Origin of the sequence: Inmirania thermothiophila (assembly GCF_003751635.1) — a bacterium.
Taxonomy (GTDB): Bacteria; Pseudomonadota; Gammaproteobacteria; order DSM-100275; family DSM-100275; genus Inmirania; species Inmirania thermothiophila.
The window spans coordinates 133,832-149,551 of the sequence record NZ_RJVI01000001.1 but is presented as its reverse complement, the minus strand read 5'-3'; the positions used below and the strand labels follow the sequence as shown (position 1 = coordinate 149,551).

At 75.3% G+C, this 15,720-nt stretch carries 16 protein-coding genes; 8 read left to right on the top strand and 8 right to left on the bottom strand.

Annotated elements, in window-relative coordinates; all coding sequences use genetic code 11:
* Positions 1 to 3: 3 nt before the first annotated feature.
* A complete protein-coding gene (locus EDC57_RS00690; RefSeq protein ID WP_123399259.1) occupies positions 4 to 618 on the top strand; it encodes a class I SAM-dependent methyltransferase in 615 nt (204 codons plus the stop codon).
* Here EDC57_RS00690 and EDC57_RS00685 read toward each other — a convergent pair.
* From EDC57_RS00685 to ftsY, 5 genes are read right to left on the bottom strand one after another with little or no spacing between them, the layout of a single operon-like run.
* On the bottom strand, positions 585 to 830 hold the full coding sequence (locus EDC57_RS00685; protein WP_123399257.1) for a putative signal transducing protein: 246 nt from the start codon (positions 828 to 830) through the stop codon (positions 585 to 587). The two genes, EDC57_RS00690 and EDC57_RS00685, sit on opposite strands and share 34 nt — an antisense overlap.
* The gene (locus EDC57_RS00680) at positions 827 to 1,588 is read right to left on the bottom strand and encodes a PP-loop family protein (RefSeq protein ID WP_123399255.1); all 762 of its coding nucleotides are present in this window, start codon (positions 1,586 to 1,588) and stop codon (positions 827 to 829) included. Before EDC57_RS00680 ends, EDC57_RS00685 begins: the two co-directional genes overlap by 4 nt.
* 47 nt (positions 1,589 to 1,635) lie before the next feature.
* A complete protein-coding gene (gene ftsX / locus EDC57_RS00675; protein WP_123399253.1) occupies positions 1,636 to 2,601 on the bottom strand; it encodes a permease-like cell division protein FtsX in 966 nt (321 codons plus the stop codon).
* On the bottom strand, positions 2,598 to 3,275 hold the full coding sequence (gene ftsE, locus EDC57_RS00670) for a cell division ATP-binding protein FtsE (RefSeq protein WP_123399251.1): 678 nt from the start codon (positions 3,273 to 3,275) through the stop codon (positions 2,598 to 2,600). The genes ftsX and ftsE overlap by 4 nt, the downstream gene beginning before the upstream one ends.
* A gap of 11 nt (positions 3,276 to 3,286) precedes the next feature.
* Positions 3,287 to 4,267 carry a signal recognition particle-docking protein FtsY gene (gene ftsY / locus EDC57_RS00665; RefSeq protein WP_123399249.1) on the bottom strand — a complete coding sequence of 327 codons (981 nt, stop codon included), beginning with the start codon at positions 4,265 to 4,267 and terminating at the stop codon, positions 3,287 to 3,289.
* A 96-nt stretch (positions 4,268 to 4,363) separates the two neighbouring features.
* Here ftsY and EDC57_RS00660 point away from each other — a divergent pair, with 96 nt between their 5' ends.
* The 5 genes from EDC57_RS00660 to EDC57_RS00640 all read left to right on the top strand — a co-directional run bounded on the left by EDC57_RS00660 (position 4,364) and on the right by EDC57_RS00640 (position 8,412).
* Positions 4,364 to 5,695 carry a M16 family metallopeptidase gene (locus EDC57_RS00660; protein ID WP_123399246.1) on the top strand — a complete coding sequence of 444 codons (1,332 nt, stop codon included), beginning with the start codon at positions 4,364 to 4,366 and terminating at the stop codon, positions 5,693 to 5,695.
* Positions 5,685 to 6,998 carry a M16 family metallopeptidase gene (locus EDC57_RS00655; protein WP_123399244.1) on the top strand — a complete coding sequence of 438 codons (1,314 nt, stop codon included), beginning with the start codon at positions 5,685 to 5,687 and terminating at the stop codon, positions 6,996 to 6,998. Before EDC57_RS00660 ends, EDC57_RS00655 begins: the two co-directional genes overlap by 11 nt.
* Positions 6,995 to 7,582 (top strand): 16S rRNA (guanine(966)-N(2))-methyltransferase RsmD, encoded by a 588-nt coding sequence (rsmD, locus tag EDC57_RS00650; RefSeq protein WP_245995088.1) that lies wholly within the window; start codon positions 6,995 to 6,997, stop codon positions 7,580 to 7,582. Before EDC57_RS00655 ends, rsmD begins: the two co-directional genes overlap by 4 nt.
* A gap of 31 nt (positions 7,583 to 7,613) precedes the next feature.
* Positions 7,614 to 8,096, top strand: coding sequence for a pantetheine-phosphate adenylyltransferase (gene coaD / locus EDC57_RS00645; protein ID WP_123399242.1), 483 nt, complete (start codon positions 7,614 to 7,616; stop codon positions 8,094 to 8,096).
* A gap of 61 nt (positions 8,097 to 8,157) precedes the next feature.
* Entirely contained in the window at positions 8,158 to 8,412 is a 255-nt protein-coding gene (locus EDC57_RS00640; protein ID WP_123399240.1) for a YfhL family 4Fe-4S dicluster ferredoxin, read from the top strand.
* Positions 8,413 to 8,467: 55 nt separating this feature from the next.
* Here the strand turns inward: EDC57_RS00640 and EDC57_RS00635 are convergent, their stop codons facing one another.
* The gene (locus tag EDC57_RS00635; RefSeq protein WP_123399238.1) at positions 8,468 to 9,808 is read right to left on the bottom strand and encodes a peptidoglycan -binding protein; all 1,341 of its coding nucleotides are present in this window, start codon (positions 9,806 to 9,808) and stop codon (positions 8,468 to 8,470) included.
* A 7-nt stretch (positions 9,809 to 9,815) separates the two neighbouring features.
* The gene (locus EDC57_RS00630) at positions 9,816 to 10,913 is read right to left on the bottom strand and encodes a flagellar motor protein MotA (RefSeq protein WP_123399236.1); all 1,098 of its coding nucleotides are present in this window, start codon (positions 10,911 to 10,913) and stop codon (positions 9,816 to 9,818) included.
* Between the two features lie 135 nt (positions 10,914 to 11,048).
* Here EDC57_RS00630 and EDC57_RS12705 point away from each other — a divergent pair, with 135 nt between their 5' ends.
* On the top strand, positions 11,049 to 11,471 hold the full coding sequence (locus EDC57_RS12705; protein ID WP_170164995.1) for a hypothetical protein: 423 nt from the start codon (positions 11,049 to 11,051) through the stop codon (positions 11,469 to 11,471).
* 58 nt (positions 11,472 to 11,529) lie between these two features.
* Positions 11,530 to 12,045, top strand: a complete 516-nt coding sequence (locus EDC57_RS12700; RefSeq protein ID WP_170164994.1) for a TlpA family protein disulfide reductase — start codon at positions 11,530 to 11,532, stop codon at positions 12,043 to 12,045.
* On the opposite strand, the gene EDC57_RS00620 is transcribed toward EDC57_RS12700, so the two are convergent.
* Complete coding sequence (locus tag EDC57_RS00620) at positions 12,033 to 15,644, bottom strand: hydantoinase B/oxoprolinase family protein (protein WP_123399232.1); 3,612 nt, start codon at positions 15,642 to 15,644, stop codon at positions 12,033 to 12,035. The genes EDC57_RS12700 and EDC57_RS00620 overlap by 13 nt on opposite strands.
* Positions 15,645 to 15,720: the final 76 nt, after the last annotated feature.

Sequence of the window (15,720 nt, the reverse complement as noted above, 5' to 3'; positions counted from 1 at the left end):
GCCGTGGGCGAGGACCGCCGTGCCCTGTGGGACGCCCGCTACCGGATGCGGGATCCGGCGCGGGCGCGCCCGGCGCGCGTGCTCAGCGAGAACCTGCATTTGCTGCCCGCGCGCGGCCGCGCCCTCGAGATCGCCTGCGGCTTCGGCGCCAACGCGCTGCTGCTCGCCGCGCGGGGCCTCGCGGTCACGGCCTGGGATCTTTCGCCGGTGGCCATCGCCGCCCTGCGCGAGCGGGCGGCGCTCGAGGGGCTGGCGCTTGCGGCCGCGGTGCGCGACGTCGTCGCCGAGCCGCCCCCGGCGCAGGCCTTCGATGTCGTCGTCGTGAGCTACTTCCTCGAGCGGGCGCTGTGTCCGGCCATCGCCGCGGCCCTGCGCCCCGGCGGGCTGCTCTTCTATCAGACCCACACGCGTGCGGGGGCGGGCCGGCGCGGGCCGCGCGACCCCGGCTTCCGCCTCGCCGACGGCGAGCTGCTGCGCCTGTTCCCAGGGCTCGTCCCCCGCGTCTACCGCGACGAGGGGGCGGTGGGCGACATGACGCAGGGGCTGCGCGGCGAGGCCTATCTGGTGGCCCAGCGCCTCCCCCCTCAGGCGCCGCCGTCGTCGAGCTCGCCGGAATAGTCGGTGGCGAGGACGGCGCGGGCGCGGGCGGCGTCGGCCGCGCGCACGCGCAGCTTGATGCCGCCGACGGCGATGCCGTAGAGCCAGTCGGTCTGCACCAGGTGCTCGTCGGCGAGCACCGCCTCGATGCCCTCGGCGCGCAGCCGCCCGAGCGCGATGTGGGCGTCGGGCATGGTGTCGAAGGTGGCGACGGTGACCAGCTCGTCGCTCACGCGCTGCGCCGAAGGCCGGCCTCGGCCCGCGGCGGTGCGCCCATGAGCGGGCGCATGGCCGAGAGGAGGCTGCGGAAGAGCCGCGGCTGCGCCTTCTCCTCCGCGGCGAGCAGGGCCTTCATGTGGGCGCGCCGGGTGGGCATACGGAAGCAGGCGGGGCAGGAGTCCGGCACCACCGGCAGGCCCGCGGCCTCGGCGAAGGCGGCGGTCTGGCGCTCGCGCACGTAGACCAGCGGGCGGATGACGCGCACGTCCCCGGCGTCGTTGAGGTAGTGGGCCTTCATGGTCTCGAGCCGGCCCTTGTCGAAGGCCGACATGAGGAAGCTCTCGGCGAGATCGTCCAGGTGCTGGCCGAGGGCGAGGACGTTGTAGCCGTGGCTGCGGGCGATGCGGTACATCACCCCGCGCTTGATGCGCGAGCAGAAGGCGCAGAAGGAGCCGCCCTCCTCCATGTGGTCGCGGGCGCGCTGGATCATGGGCTCGGCGTGGTAGTGCATGGGCAGGCCGAGGGCGGCGACGTAGTCGCGCAGGGGCGCGGGCTCGAAGCCCTCGATCTCGGGGTCGAAGGTGAAGACGCCGAGCCCGAAGCGCACCGGCGCGCGCCGGCGCAGGGCGAGCAGCACGTGCAGCAGGGTGAGGGAGTCCTTGCCGCCGGAGACCGCCACTAGGATGCGGTCGCCGTCGCGGATCATGTCGTAGTCGCCGATGGCGCGTCCGGCGAGGCGCAGGATCGACTTGGGCGGGGTCACGGCGTCCATGGCGGCACCTTAGCCCCGCCCCGCGGCGCCGGCAAGGGGGGGTGGTCTCAGCGCGGCTCGATGGCGCGCAGGTGGCGGCCCACCGCGAGCCACGAGCCGGCCAGCCCGAGGGCGGCGGCGACGGCGAGGAGGACGAGGCTCGCCGTGCCGTCCATCAGGCGCAGGGTGCGCTCGCTGCCGTAGAGGCCGGCGAGCTCGCCCGCCGGGCCGCGCAGCAGCCACAAGGCGCCCTGGACCAGGAGCCAGGCGATGACCCCGCCGGCGAGGCCGTACCACATCCCGCCGTAGAGGAAGGGCCGGCGCACGAAGGCGTCGCCCGCGCCGACGAGCTTCATCACCTCGATCTCCTGGCGGCGGTTCTGGATGTCGAGGCGGATGGTGTTGCCCACCACCAGCAGCACGGCGGCGGCGAGCAGCGCCCCGAGCAGGAGCACGCCCCGCCGCGCCAGGGCGAGCAGGGCATGCAGGCGGCGGAGCCAGGCGAGATCGAGCTGCGCCGCTTCCACCTCGGGCAGGGCGGCGAGGGCCTCCCGCAGCCGCCCGCTCCCCTCCGGGGTCGCCGCCTCGGGGCGGGGCGTGACCACCACCACCGCCGGCAGCGGGTTGTCCGGCAGGAGGTCCAGGGCGGCGCCGAGGCCGGAGTGGCGGCGGAACTCCTCGAGCGCCTCCTCGCGTCGGATGAGGCGCACCGAGGCCACCTCCGCGCGGGTGCGCAGCGCCTCGGCGAGGGCCGCGGCCTCCTCGTCCCCGACCTCGTCGCGCAGGAACAGCGAGATCTGGGCCCCGCTCTCCCAGCCCCCGAGCAGGGCGCGGGCGTTGTCGAGCAGCACGTAGAAGAGGGCCGGCAGCGCGAGCGCGATGCCGATCACCGCCGCGGTCATGAGGCTCGCAAGGGGCGTGCGCACGAGCCGGCCGAGGGCGCCGATGCCGGCCTGGGCGTGCCGCTGCGCCAGGCGCAGCGGCGGTGCGAGCCGCCGCGGGGCGGGGTCCGGCCGCCGCCGGGACCCGTTCACGCCGCCGCCCCCGGGCGGCCGTCGTCCACCAGCCGCCCGTGGTCCAGGCGGAGGATGCGCCGCCCGAGGCGGCGGATGAGCCCGAGGTCGTGGCTCGCCACCAGCACCGTCACCCCGACCTCGTTGAAGCGGCAGAACAGCGCCATGATCTCGGCCGAGAGCTCGGGGTCGAGGTTGCCGGTGGGCTCGTCGGCGATGAGCAGCGGCGGGCGCGCCACTACGGCGCGGGCGATGCCCACCCGCTGCTGTTCGCCGCCCGAGAGCACCACCGGGTTGAGCCGCTCCTTGCCGAGCAGGCCCACCTTGTCGAGGGCGGCGCGCACGCGGCGGGCGATCTCGCGGTGGCCGAGGCCGTCGATGACCAGCGGCAGGGCGACGTTGTCGAAGACGGTGCGGTCGTAGAGCAGCCGGTGGTCCTGGAAGATGATGCCGATCTTGCGCCGCAGGTGCGGGAGGCGCCGGCGCGGCAGGCGGGTGATGTTCTCGCCGTCGACCACGATCTGGCCGCGGGTGGCGCGCTCGATGCCCGCCACGAGCTTGAGCAGCGTGCTCTTGCCGGCGCCGGAGTGGCCGGTGAGGAAGGCCATCTCGCCGCGGGCGAGATGGAAGCTGACCTCGCTCAGGGCCTCGCCGCCGCCGGGGTAGCGCTTGCTCACCGCGTCGAAGCGGATCACCGCCGTCCCCCTCAGCCGTCCGCCACCGCCTCCCCCTCCCCGCCGGGATCGAGGATGGCATCGACGAAGGCCTCGGCGTCGAAGGGGCGCAGGTCCTCGGCGCCCTCGCCGATGCCGATGAACCGGATCGGCAGCGCGAGCTCGCGCGCGATGGCGAGCACGATGCCGCCGCGGGCGGTGCCGTCGAGCTTGGTCAGGGCGATGCCGGTCACGCCCACGGCGTCGTGGAAGCGGCGCGCCTGGGCGAGGGCGTTCTGCCCCGTGGTGGCGTCCAGCACCAGCAGCACCTCGTGGGGCGCGCCGGGGTCGAGGCGGGCCATGACGCGGCGGATCTTGCGCAGCTCCTCCATGAGGTTGTGCTTGGTGTGGAGGCGTCCGGCGGTGTCGGCGACGACGACGTCGATGCCGCGCGCCTTCGCCGCGGTCATGGCGTCGTGGATCACCGAGGCGGCGTCGGCCCCGGTGCCCTGGGCGACGACCGGCACGCCGTTGCGCTCGCCCCAGGCCTGGAGCTGCTCCACCGCGGCGGCGCGGAAGGTGTCGCCGGCGGCGAGCAGCACCCCCAGGCCCTCGTCGCGCAGGCGCCGCGCCAGCTTGCCGATGGTGGTGGTCTTGCCGACGCCGTTGACGCCCACGGTGAGGATGGTGAAGGGGTGCGCCTCGTCCGGGATCTCCAGCGGCCGCGCGCAGGGGGCGAGGATCTCCAGCATCCGCTCGCGCAGCACCGCCACCACCTCGTCGCCGCTGCGCGGGCGGCTGCGGCGCAGCGCATCCACCAGCTCCGTGGTGGCGGTCACGCCGACGTCGGCGAGGAGCAGCCGCGCCTCGATCTCCTCGAGGACCTCCTCGTCGACGCCGCGGCCGCGAAGTAGCGCCGCCAGCCCGCCGCCGAGGCCGCCGCGGGTGCGCGCCAGGCGCTCGCGCAGGCGCGCGAGGAGCCCCTGCCTCTCGTCCGCCCCGTCACGGGCACGGCGCTTTCGGAAACCGAACATCTCCGGACCGGTCGAAGGGTGGGTGTGCCCGCGGCCGTGGGCGGGCGTGCGCTATGCTACCACAGCCCCCGCGGGGGGCGGCGGAGGGAGGATCCGATGCACCGACGAGGGTGGGCGTGGCTGCTCGCCGCCTTCGCGCCGTGGGCGCTCGCGGGCGGCGTCGCCGAGTACCGGCTCGACAACGGGCTGAAGCTGCTGGTGAAGGAGGACCACCGCGCCCCGGTGGTGGTGTCGCAGGTCTGGTACCGGGTGGGCTCGAGCTACGAGCACGACGGCATCACCGGCATCTCCCACCTGCTCGAGCACATGATGTTCAAGGGCACGCCGGCGCATCCGGCGGGCGAGTTCTCCCGCATCATCGCCGAGCTGGGCGGGCGCGAGAACGCCTTCACCGGGCAGGACTACACCGCCTACTTCCAGACCCTGGCCCGCGACCGCCTCGAGGTGGCCTTCGCCCTCGAGGCCGACCGCATGCGCAACCTCCTCCTCCCCGAGGAGGAGCTGCGCAAGGAGGCGCAGGTGGTGATGGAGGAGCGGCGCCTGCGCACCGAGGACGACCCCCAGGCCTTCACCTACGAGCGCTTCAAGGCCACGGCCTTCCTCTCCGGGCCCCAGCGCATCCCTGTGATCGGGTGGATGGACGACCTCAGGCACGTCACCCGGGACGACCTCCTCACCTGGTACCGGCGCTTCTACGCCCCCAGCAACGCCACCCTGGTGGTGGTGGGCGACGTCGAGCCGGAGGCGGTGCGGGCCCTGGCGGAGCGGCACTTCGGCCCGGTGCCGCCGGCCCCGCCGCCGGCGGTCAAGCCGCGGCCCGAGATCCCGCAGACGGGGCCGCGGCGGATCACGGTGCGCCGCCCCGCGCGGGTGCCGCTCCTGCTCATGGGCTACAAGGTGCCGGCGCTGGCCCAGGCCGAGCCGCGCTGGGAGGCCTACGCCCTGGAGGTCCTCGCCGGGATCCTCGACGGCGGCGCCAGCGCCCGCCTCGCCCGCGAGCTGGTGCGCGGGCGCGAGATCGCGGCGAGCGCCGGCGCCGGCTACAGCCTCTACGACCGTCTGCCCACGCTGCTCGTGCTCGAGGCCACCCCCGCCCCCGGCCACGACGTCGCCGAGCTGGAGGCGGCGCTGCGCGCGCAGGTGCGCAGGCTGCGCGAGGAGCCGGTTTCGGACGAGGAGCTGGCGCGGGTCAAGGCGCAGGTGGTGGCGGCGGCGGTCTACCAGCGCGACTCGGTCTTCTACCAGGCGATGCAGCTCGGCATCGCCGAGACCGTGGGCCTCGGCTGGCGGGCGGTGGACGAGTACGTCCCCGCCGTGCGGGCGGTGACCGCGGCCCAGGTCCAGGCCGTGGCCCGCAGGTACCTCACCGACGAGGGGCTGACCGTGGCCGTGCTGGAGCCGCAGGGAGGGGCCGGCGATGGGCGCTGAGCTGCGGGCGGCGCTCCTCGCGCTGGCGGCGCTTCCGGCGCTGGCGGGCGCGGGGCCGCGCATCGAGCACTGGCGCACCGAGGGCGGCGTCCCGGTCTACTTCGTGCAGGCCCCGGAGCTGCCGATGGTGGACGTGCAGATCGTCTTCGACGCCGGCAGCGCCCGCGACGGCGACCGCCCGGGGCTCGCGGCGCTGACCGCCTCGCTGCTGGAGGAGGGCGCCGGGCCCTGGGACGCCGATGCGCTGGCGGCGCGCTTCGAGGGCCTCGGGGCCCGCTTCGGCGTCGAGGCCGGGCGCGACAGCGCCACCGTTTCCCTGCGCAGCCTCACCGACGCGGAGCTCCTCGCCCCGGCGGTGGAGACCCTGCGCGCGGTGCTCGCGAAGCCGCGCCTCGACCCCGGCGCCTTCGAGCGCGAGCGCCGGCGCATGCTGGTGGGGCTGCAGGCGGCGGAGGAGTCGCCGGGCGCGGTGGCCGAGCGCGCCTTCTACCGCGCCCTCTACGGCGACCACCCCTACGGCTCGCCGCCGGAGGGGACCCGCGCCTCGCTGGAGGGGCTGACGCCCGCGGACGTGGTGGCCTTCCACCGGCGCCACTACGTCACCGGCAACGCCCTCGTCGCCATCGTCGGCGCCCTCGACCGGCGCGGGGCGGAGCGGCTCGCGGCGCGGCTCGCCGAGGCCATCCCGCGGGGGCCTGCGGCGCCGCCGCTGCCCCCGGTGCCGGACCTTCCGGGGCCGCGGCTGATCCGCATCCCCCATCCCTCGACCCAGACCCACATCCTCGTCGGGGCGCCGGGCATCCGTCGCGACGACCCCGACCTCTTCCCCCTCTACGTGGGCAACTACGTGCTCGGCGGCAGCGGCCTCGTCTCGCGGCTGTCCGAGGAGGTGCGCGAGCGGCGCGGGCTCGCCTACAGCGTCTACAGCTACTTCCTGCCCATGCGTCGGCGCGGCCCCTTCCAGCTCGGGCTGCAGACGCGCAACGAGCGCGCCGAGGAGGCGCTGGGGGTGGTGCGCGAGGTGCTCGGGCGCTACCTGCGCGAGGGCCCGACGGCGCAGGAGCTGGAGGCGGCCCGGCGCGGCATCGTGGGCGGCTTCCCGCTGCGCATCGACAGCAACCGCAAGATCCTCGGCTACCTGACCCTGATCGGCTACCACGGTCTCGGCCTCGACTATCTGGAGCGCTTCACCGAGCGGGTCGAGGCGGTGACCGCCGAGCAGGTGCGCGAGGCCTTCCGCCGCCACCTCGACCCGGCGCGCATGGTCACGGTGCTGGTGGGCGGGGGCGCGGCGGGGGAGTGACGGGCCGGCCGGGGCGGGTGCGCATCGTCGGCGGGTGCTGGCGCGGCCGGCGCCTGCCCGTGCCCTCCGTGCCCGGCCTGCGGCCGACGCCCGACCGCGTGCGCGAGACGCTGTTCAACTGGCTGGCGCCGCGCATCGCGGGGGCGGCCTGCCTCGACCTCTTCGCCGGCAGCGGGGCCCTCGGGCTCGAGGCCGCCTCGCGCGGCGCCGCCCGCGTCGTCCTCGTCGAGCGCGACGCGCGCCTCGCGCAGGCCCTGCGGGCGCGCCTCGTCGAGCTCGGCGCCGAGGGCGTGGAGGTGGTCCGCGCCGATGTGCTGCGCTGGCTCGCGTGCACGCCCCCCGTGCCCTTCGACGTGGTCTTCGTCGATCCCCCCTACGCCGCCCGCCTGCAGGGGCCGGTGCTGGCGCGGCTCGCCCGCGGCTGGGTCCGCCCCGGGGGCTGGGTCTACGTGGAGCAGCCGCGGCAGGAGGCGCCGGCGGCGGCGCCGCCCGGCTGGCGGGTGGTGCGGGAGGGGCGGGCCGGCGCGGTGGCCTTCCGCCTCCTCGAGGCGGCCCTTGGGGCCGACGGCGGGGCCGTGCCATAGTAGGGGCACTGCGCGAACGGAGGGAGGCGCCTTGCCCGACGTCACGGTGGTCTATCCCGGGACCTTCGATCCCATCACCAACGGCCACACCGATCTCGTCCAGCGGGCCTCGCGCCTGTTCAGCCGGGTGGTGGTGGCGGTGGCCGCCAACCCCAAGAAGCAGCCGCTGTTCAGCCTCGAGGAGCGGGTCGCCCTGGCGCGGGCGGCGCTCGCCGGCATCGACGGGGTGGAGGTGTGCGGCTTCGACAGCCTCCTGGTGGACTTCGTCCGTGCCCGGGGGGCGCGGGTGATCCTGCGCGGGCTGCGGGCGGTGTCGGACTTCGAGTTCGAGTTCCAGCTCGCGAGCATGAACCGGCGGCTGGCGCCGGAGGTGGAGACCACCTTCCTCACGCCCGCCGAGCAGTACGCCTTCATCTCCTCCACCCTGGTGCGGGAGGTGGCGGCGCTGGGCGGCGACGTCACCCCCTTCGTGCACGAGGTTGTGGCCCGAGCCCTGCGTGCTAAAATGCCGTGAATGGGCTCATAAAGCCTTAGTTTGAGACGGTTTTTTCTGGTGGTGAACCGGGGGTGAAGCCATGGCCTTGATGATCACCGACGAGTGCATCAACTGCGACGTCTGCGAGCCGGAGTGTCCGAACAACGCCATCTCGCAGGGCGACGAGATCTACGTCATCGACCCCAACCGCTGCACCGAGTGCGTCGGGCACTACGACACGCCGCAGTGCGTGGAGGTCTGCCCCGTGGACTGCATCGTCAAGAATCCGGACTACGACGAGTCCCAGGAGGAGCTGATGGCCAAGTATCAGCGCCTCCAGGAGGAGACGGCCTGAGGCCGCGGCGCCCGCAAGGATCCCGCGACGGCCCCCGCGAGGGGCCGTCGCCGTTTCAGGGCTGGGTGAGCTTGATCTCGATGCGGCGGTTGCGGGCCCAGGCCTCGGGGGTGTCGGCGGGGTCGATGGGGCGGTGCTCGCCGAAGCCCGCGGCCACGAGCCGGTGCGCGGGGATGCCCTGGGCGGTGAGGAAGCGGACCACCGCGAGGGCGCGGGCGGTGGAGAGCTCCCAGTTGGAGGGGAACTCGGCGGTGTGGATGGGGCGGCGGTCGGTGTGGCCGTCGATGCGCAGCACCCAGTCGATCTCGGGCGGGATGCGCGCCGCCACGTCCTTGAGGGTCGCGGCCAGCCGCGCGAGCTGGCGCTTGCCCTCCTCGCGCAGCGCCGCCGAGGCGGTGTCGAAGAAGATCTCGGAGGCGAAGACGAAGCGGTCGCCGACGATGCGGATCCCCGGGTGCTCGCCCAGCACCTCGCGCAGGCGGCCGAAGAACTCCGAGCGGTAGCGCGCAAGCTCCTGCACCCGCCGGGCCAGCGCCAGGTTGAGCTTGCGCCCGAGCTCGGCGATCTCCACCTTCTGCCTCTCCATCGTGCCCTGGGCGAGGTCGAGGGCGGCCTCCAGCTCGGCGATCTGCGCCCGCAGGGCGGCGATCTGCTGGTTGAGCAGCGCCACCTGGTTGCGGGCCTCGGCCGAGAGGCGCTGCTCCTCGGCCAGCGCGCGGTCGCGGGCGGCGATCTCGGCGGCGAGCTCGCCGATGCGGATGTCGCGCCGCTCCACCTCGCGCTGGGCGAGCAGGGTGCGCTCCTCGGCCTCGGCGAGACGCGCCTCCAGCTGGCGGCTGCGCTCGCGCAGGGCGCCGAGGGTGCGGCCCCGCTCCTCGAGGGCGGCGGCGAGGATGCCCACGCGCCGCTCCAGCTCCTCGCGCACCTGCCGCAGGGCCGCGATGTCGGCCTGCAGGCTCGCGATCTCGCGCAGGCGCAGCTCGATGGTCTCGCGATCGGCGGCGACGGTGCGCTCGGCCTCGGCGAGGCGGCGCTCCAGCTCGGCGATGCGCGCCTCGGCCTGCTCGGCCCGCGCCGTGGTCAGGCGCAGCCGCCCGGCGAGGCGCTCGCGCTCGGCCAGGGTCGCCTGCAGGCGGGCCTGGACCTCGGCCAGGCTCTCCTCCAGCCCGGCGCGGCGCTCGCGCTCCAGGGCGAGGGTCTCGGCGAGCTCGGCGATGTTGCGCTGGAGGCGGTCGAGGGCGCGGTCGCGCGCGGCGATCACGCCCGTGAGGTAGAACTGCGCGAGGACGAAGAGCAGCAGCAGGAAGACGAAGACCAGCAGCACCGAGGCGAGGGCGTCGACGAAGCCCGGCCAGACGTTGACGCTGCGGCCGCCGCGGCGGGCGAGGGTGAACATGGCCGCCTCAGCCGTCGCGCCCGGCGAGGGTGCGGGCGAGGAGCCTCAGCTCGCCGCGCAGCGTCTCCACCACCGCCTCGCGCCCCCGCACCGTCTCCTCGGCGAGACGGGCCAGGCCGAGGTCGAGGTTGCGCAGGTGCTCGCGCGCGGCCTCGTCGGGCCCCCAGCGCTCGGCGGCCTCGGCGAGCCGCCCGATCATGGCCTGCAGCTCCGCCTGCTGCCGGGTGAGCCCCCGGATCACCTGTTGCTCCTCCCGCATGCGGTCGGCGAGCTCGGCCAGCCGCCGCGTCAGCTCCAGCAGCTCCTGGCGCGTGCCGGCGCGCTCCTCCTCGCTGCGGGCCATGAGCCGCTGCAGGGCCTCGAGGCTGTCGGCGCTGCGCTCGATGAGGGCCTCGAGGTAGGCCGGCAGCGGCTGCTCCGCCTCCAGCGCGCCGCTGGGCAGGTGGGTGAGCTCGGCGAGCCACTCCTCGAGGTCGTTGTAGAAGCGGTTCTGGGCGTGGCCCGCCTGCAGGTCCAGGAAGCCCAGCACCAGCGCCCCGCCGAGGCCGAAGAGCGAGGAGCTGAAGGCGGTGCCCATGCCCGCCAGGGGGGCCTGTAGGTTGGCCTTGAGCTGCTCGAAGACCGAGGCGAGCTCGCCTTCCACGGACAGGCCCGCAATCACCCCGGCGGCCGCGGAGACGGTGTCCAGCAGGCCCCAGAAGGTGCCCAGCAGGCCGAGGAAGACCAGCAGGCCGACGAGGTAGCGGGAGAGGTCGCGCTGCTCGTCGAGGCGCAGGCGGATGCCGTCGAGGAGGGCGCGCGCGGCCTGGGTGGAGAGCCTGGGCCGCTCCCGCTCGGCGAGCAGCCGCGCCAGCGGGGCGAGCAGGTGCGGCGCCGGCTGCGAGGTCACGCCCGCGCGCAGGCGTGCGAGCCACCGCCGCTCCGGGGCGAGCCCCAGGACCTGGCGGTACTCGAGGACGACGCCCACCAGGAGCACCGCGAGGATCATGCCGTTGAAGACGGGGTTGGCGAGAAAGGCGCGCTGCAGGGCGGGGAAGAGCGCGGTGGCCGCGGCCGCCACCGCCACCAGGAAGACGGACATCCAGTACGGGACGCGATCGCTCATCTGCGGCTCCCCCCAGGCCGGCCGACCCGAGGATAGCCGACCTCGCCGCGCCGTCGCCACCACCTTGCGCTGTGAGCAACCGGCGGTCCGGCCGGTCCTGCAGAGTGGAGGGGCGTGTCCTGGAGGAGAGGCGAGATGACCACGATGCGACATCCGATGACGGTGCGCGCCCTGCAGCTTGCCGCGGGGCTCGCGCTTGCGGCCTGGATGGGCGCCGGCGCCTGGGCCGCGGAGACCCTCACGGGGCGGATCAACGGCCTCGACTGCACCACCCGCGGCATCCAGTGCCCGGTGGACCGGCTCGACCCGCACGTGGCGGTGGAGCCGGACTTCGTGCTCGTGGTGGGGGACCGCTGGTTCTTCATGCCCAACGTGGACCGCAGCACCAAGGTCCGCCACGTGCTCGAGCGCGTCCAGGTGGTGGGCGAGCGCCATCCGCGCTACAACTCGATCCAGGTCGAGGAGATCCGGGTCGAGCGCGACGGGCGCTGGCACAAGATCTGGTCCCAGGAGGACGTCGAGCGCGAGCGCGCGGCGATCTACGACCGCAGTTCCTGAGCAGCACGGCGCGCAGCGGGGGGCGGCGGCGCCCCCCTTTCCCGCCGGGGAGGGTTTCGTGATCCGCAACCGTCTGGCAGGGCTCGCCGCCCTGCTCCTCGCCTTCTCGGGGCCGGCGGCGGCCGGCCGCTTCGGTCCGCCGCCGGGCGGCGGCGCGCCGGCCCCGCCGCTGGGGGCCACGGCCTTCCGCGGCGGGGCGCCGTCCGCCGGTCCCCGCATCGTCCACTTCTGGGCCACCTGGTGCGTGCCCTGCCGGCGGGAGCTGCCGGTGCTGGGGGAGGCGGTGCCGCGCCTCGCCGCCGCCGGTGTGGGCGTGGTGACGGTGGCGCTTCGGGACCACCCGGACGACCTCGCCGCCTACCTGGACGAGCTCGGGGTGGCGCTGCCCGTGCTCCTCGACGCCGACGGGCGCGACGCCGCATCCTGGCGGGTCCTGGGGCTGCCCAGCACCTTCGTGGTGGACGGCGCGGGGCGGGTGCGCGGGGTGCACATCGGCCCCCTGCCCTGGGAGGATCCCGCCGTGGGCGCCGAGATCGCCGCCCTCGCCGGGGCCGCGCCGGCTCAGGCCCCGTAGCCGCCGCCGCCGGGGGTCTCGATCACGAAGCGGTCCCCCGGCGCCATCTCCACCTCGGCGCAGCCGCCGAGGACCTCGATGCGGCCGTCGGCGCGCAGGACGCGGTTGGCGCCGCAGGCCGCGGCGCCGCCCCCTGCAAGCCCGTGCGGCGCCACCCGGCGCCGCCCGGACAGGATCGCCGCCCTCATGGGGGCGAGGAAGCGGACCTCGCGCACCACCCCGTCGCCGCCGCGCCAGCGCCCGGCCCCGCCGGAGCCGCGGCGGATGGCGAAGCGCTCGAGCCGGACCGGGAAGCGCCACTCCAGGACCTCGGGGTCGGTGAGGCGGGAATTGGTCATGTGGGTGTGCACGGCGCTCGCGCCGTGAAAGCCCGGTCCCGCGCCGGCGCCCCCGCATACGGTCTCGTAGTACTGGTGGCGGGCGTCGCCGAAGGTGAAGTTGTTCATGGTCCCCTGCGAGGCCGCCTGGGCGCCGAGGGCGGCGAGAAGGGCATCGACGATCTGCTGCGAGGTCTCGACGTTGCCGGCCACCACCGCCGCCGGCGGGCGCGGGTTGAGCATGGAGCCCTCGGGTACCACCAGCTCCACCGGCTTGAGGCAGCCGCCGTTGAGGGGGATGTCCTCGGCGACGAGGCAGCGGAAGACGTAGAGCACGGCGGCCTTGGTCACCGCCAGGGGGGCGTTGAAGTTGCCCGGGTGCTGGGGGCTCGTGCCGGTGAAGTCGACGCGGACCCGCCGCGCGGCGCGGTCCACCGCCACCGCCACCTGGATCACCGCGCCGTCGTCGAGCACCTGACGGAAGCGCCCGTCGCCGAGGCGCCCGATGACGCGGCGCACCGCGGCCTCGGCGTTGGCCATGACGTGCCCCATGTAGGCGAGGACGGTGTCGAGCCCGAAGTGCGCCACCATCCGCCGAAGCTCCTGCACCCCCTTCTCGCAGGCGGCGAGCTGGGCCGCGAGATCGGCCACGTTCTGGTCGATGTTGCGCGCAGGCCACGGCCCGGAGGCGAGCAGCGCGCGCACCGCGTCCTCGCGCAGCCGCCCCCCCTCCACGAGCAGGAAGTCGTCGATGACCACCCCCTCCTCCTCGATGCGGCGGCTGAAGGGCGGCATCGAGCCCGGGGTGATGCCGCCGATGTCGGCGTGGTGGCCGCGGGCGGCGACGAAGAAGAGCAGCCGCCGCCCGGCGTCGTCGAAGACGGGGCGGATCACGGTGACGTCGGGCAGGTGGGTGCCGCCGTTGTAGGGGGCGTTCTGCATCCAGGCCTGATCCGGGGCGAGGCGGTCGCGGTGGGCGGCGAGCACCGCCTTGACGCTCTCGCTCATGGAGCCCAGATGGACCGGCATGTGGGGGGCGTTGGCGACGAGCTCGCCGTCGGCGTCGAAGACCGCGCAGGAGAAGTCGCGCCGCTCCTTGATGTTCACCGAGTGGGCCGTGTTCTCCAGCACCGCCCCCATCTGCTCGGCCACCGACATGAAGAGGTTGTTGAAGATCTCGAGCATGACCGGGTCGGCCGCGGTCCCGACCCTGCGCCGCGCCGCCCTGCGCCGCCGCTCCAGGAGGAGGTGACCGCGCCCGTCCAGGCGCGCCCGCCAGCCCGGCTCCACCACCGTGGTGCTGTTGGGCTCGATGAGGATCGCAGGCCCCTCGATGCCCTCGCCCGGCCGGAGGGCCTCCCGCGCCAGCACCGGCACCGTGCGCCAGCGCCCCGCGACCCACATGGGCGCCTCGGCAAGGCGCGGCAGCGCCCCGCTCGGGCGCGGCGGCGGCGCCTCGCGCGCGGGCTCGTCGGCGATCTCGGCCTCGCCGATCACCTCCACCTGCACCGCCTCCACCACCAGCGCCCGCTCCGGGGGGGCGAAGCCGAAGCGCTCGCGGTGCGCCGCCTCGAAGGCCGCGCGCACCGCCGCCGCCGGGCCCAGCGGCACCTCCAGCGCGGTGTCCGAGCCGCGGTAGCGCACCAGCAGCCGCGGCTCGTGGCGGATGCGCGCCGCCGCCACGCCCTGGGCCGCCATCGCCTCGCGGCCTTCGGCGGCGAGGGCCTCGGCGAGGGCCGCGAGCCGCCCCGCGAGGGCCTCGTCGAGCTCGGCCTCCACCGCCTGCTCGCGGATCAGGCGCAGGTCCGCCAGACCCATGCCGTAGGCCGAGAGCACGCCCGCGAGGGGATGGATGTGGATGCGGCGGATCCCGAGGGCGTCGGCGACGCGGCAGGCGTGCTGCCCGCCGGCACCGCCGAAGCAGGCGAGGGCGTAGGCGCTCACGTCACGGCCGCGCTGCACCGAGATGCGCTTGATGGCGCTGGCCATGTTCTCCACCGCCACGGCGAGGAAGCCCTCCGCCGCCTCCTCCGGGGTGTGCCGCCGGCCCGTCGCCTCGCTCACCTGCGCGGCGAGGCGGGCGAAGCCCTCGCGCACCGCCTCGGTGTCGAGGGGCTGGTCGCCGCCCGGGCCGAAGACCTGCGGGAAGAACTCCGGGCGGATGCGGCCGAGCAGGACGTTGCAGTCGGTGACCGTGAGCGGGCCGCCGCGGCGGTAGCAGGCCGGTCCGGGATCCGCGCCGGCCGAATCGGGACCGACCCGGAACCGCCCGCCGTCGAAGTGGAGGACCGAGCCGCCGCCCGCGGCGACGGTGTGGATCTCCATCATGGGCGCGCGCAGACGCACCCCCGCCACCTCCGTCTCCAGGGTGCGCTCGAACCGCCCGGCGTAGTGGCTGACGTCGGTGGAGGTGCCGCCCATGTCGAAGCCGATCACGCGCCCGAGGCCCGCCATGGCCGCGGTGCGGGCCATGCCGACCACACCCGCGGCGGGCCCGGAGAGGATCGCGTCCTTGCCGTGGAAGGCGCCGGCCTCGGCCAGCCCCCCGTTGGACTGCATGAAGAGCAGGCGCACGCCGCCCAGCGCCCGGGCCACCCGCTCCACGTAGCGGCGAAGGACCGGCGAGAGATAGGCGTCCACCACCGTGGTGTCGCCCCGCGGGACGAGCTTCATGAGGGGGCTGACGCGGTGGCTGACCGAGACCTGGGCGAAGCCGGCCTCGCGGGCGATCTCCGCCGCCGCCGCCTCGTGGGCCGGGAAGCGGTAGCCGTGCAGCAGGCAGATGGCGACCGCCGAGAGCCCGCGTGCCCGCGCCGCCTCGAGCGCCGCGCGCAGGGCCTCGCGGTCCAGCGGGCGGATCACGGTGCCGTCGGCGCCGATCCGCTCGTCGGCCTCCAGCACCTCGGCGTAGAGCATCTCGGGCAGGCGGATGGCGAGATCGAACAGCCGCGGCCGCTGCTGCGTGCCGATGCGCAGCGCATCGGCGAACCCGCGCGTCGTCACCAGCAGGGTGGGCTCGCCCTTGCGCTCGAGCAGGGCGTTGGTGGCCACCGTGGTGCCCATCTTCACCGCCTCGATGCGCTCGGCCGGGATCGGCTCGCCGGGGCCGAGGCCGAGCAGACGCCGGATGCCCTCCACCGCGGCGTCCTCGTAGCGCCCCGGGTCCTCGGAGAGCAGCTTGAGGGTGGCGAGGCTGCCGTCCGGGCGGCGCGCCACGATGTCGGTGAAGGTGCCGCCGCGGTCGATCCAGAACTGCCAGCGTGCGCCGTTGCTCTGCTCCATCGCCCATGCTCGCCTGCGGTGTGGGCCGGCGGGCCGCTTGCAGGCCCGTCGGCGGCGCACAGGATACCCCGCGCGC